The 1,426-nt window shown below is 62.1% G+C and carries 1 protein-coding gene; it reads left to right on the top strand.

The window, feature by feature from the left end; translation table 11 throughout:
- On the top strand, positions 1 to 1,426 hold a 1,426-nt coding region (locus HX899_RS34610), incomplete at both ends, for a calcium-binding protein (RefSeq protein ID WP_181294549.1).

Raw genomic sequence — 1,426 nt, 5'->3', positions numbered from 1 at the left:
ACATTTATGTCGTCGACAATGCCGGCGACATCGTCGTCGAGAATATCGGCGAAGGCATGGACACCATCAAGACAGCGCTCACGGCCTACAGCTTGGGCGCTAACGTCGAAAACCTGACATTCACAGGCACGGCTTCCTTTACAGGTACCGGCAACGAGCTCGACAACGTCATCACGGGTGGGACCGGCGCCGACCATCTCGTTGGTGGGCTTGGGAACGACACCTATGTCGTCGACAACGCCGGCGATGTGGTCACGGAGAATGCGGGCGAAGGCAATGACACGGTGAAGACGGTGCTCGCTGCCTACACGCTTGGGGCCAATGTCGAGAACCTCGTCTTTACCGGGACTGCAGCCTTTGCCGGCACCGGCAACGAGCTTGCCAATGCGATCACGGGTGGGGCGGTCGCCGATACGCTCGACGGCGGAGCGGGTGCGGACACGCTGACGGGCGAGGCTGGCAACGACATCTATGTCGTCGACAATATCGGCGACGTGGTGGTGGAGGCCGCGAGCGCCGGCACGGACACGATCAAGACCACGCTGAACAGCTATTCGCTGGCGTCGCTGGTCAATGTCGAGAACCTGACCTTCACCGGATCGGGCGACTTCTCCGGGTCAGGCAATGCCGCGGTCAACGTCATCACCGGTGGCACCGGCAATGACATCCTCGACGGCGGAGCAGGTGCAGACACGCTAGTCGGCGGCGCGGGCAACGATATCTATATCATCGACAATGCTGGCGATGTTGTGACGGAAGCCGCAAGTGCGGGAACCGACACGATCGAGACGAACCTTGCGACCTATTCGCTTGCGAGCCTGGCCAATGTCGAGAACCTGACTTTTGCCGGTACCACACCCTTCACCGGCACCGGCAATGCGTCGGCGAACGTCATCACCGGCGGATCAGGCAACGACACGCTCGACGGCGGAGCAGGTGCCGACACGCTGATCGGCGGCACCGGCGACGATATCTACGTTGTCGACAACGCCGGCGACATCGTCACCGAGAATGCCGGTGAAGGCACAGACACGGTCAAGACTGCACAGACGAGCTACACGCTGGCGGCCAATGTCGAGAACCTGGTCTATACCGGGACGACGGTTGCCTTTGCAGGCACCGGCAACGAGCTCGACAATGTCATCACTGGTGCCGCGGGTGCCGACACGCTAACCGGCGGCGCCGGTAACGACACACTCGATGGTGGAGCGGGTGCCGATACGATGATCGGCGGCACTGGCGACGACATTTATGTCGTCGACAATGCGGGCGACGTGGTGACGGAGAATGCCGGCGAGGGCAATGATACGGTGAAGACGGCGCTCGCCGCCTACACGCTGGGCACCAATGTCGAGAACCTCGTCTACACCGGGACGGCAGCCTTCACCGGCACCGGCAACGAGCTTGCCAATGCGATCACCGGCGG

This window comes from Rhizobium sp. WYCCWR 11146 (assembly GCF_013591995.1).
Taxonomy (GTDB): Bacteria; Pseudomonadota; Alphaproteobacteria; order Rhizobiales; family Rhizobiaceae; genus Rhizobium; species Rhizobium indicum.
The sequence above is the reverse complement of the archived record's forward strand: the minus strand, read 5'-3'. Positions and strand labels throughout refer to the sequence as shown.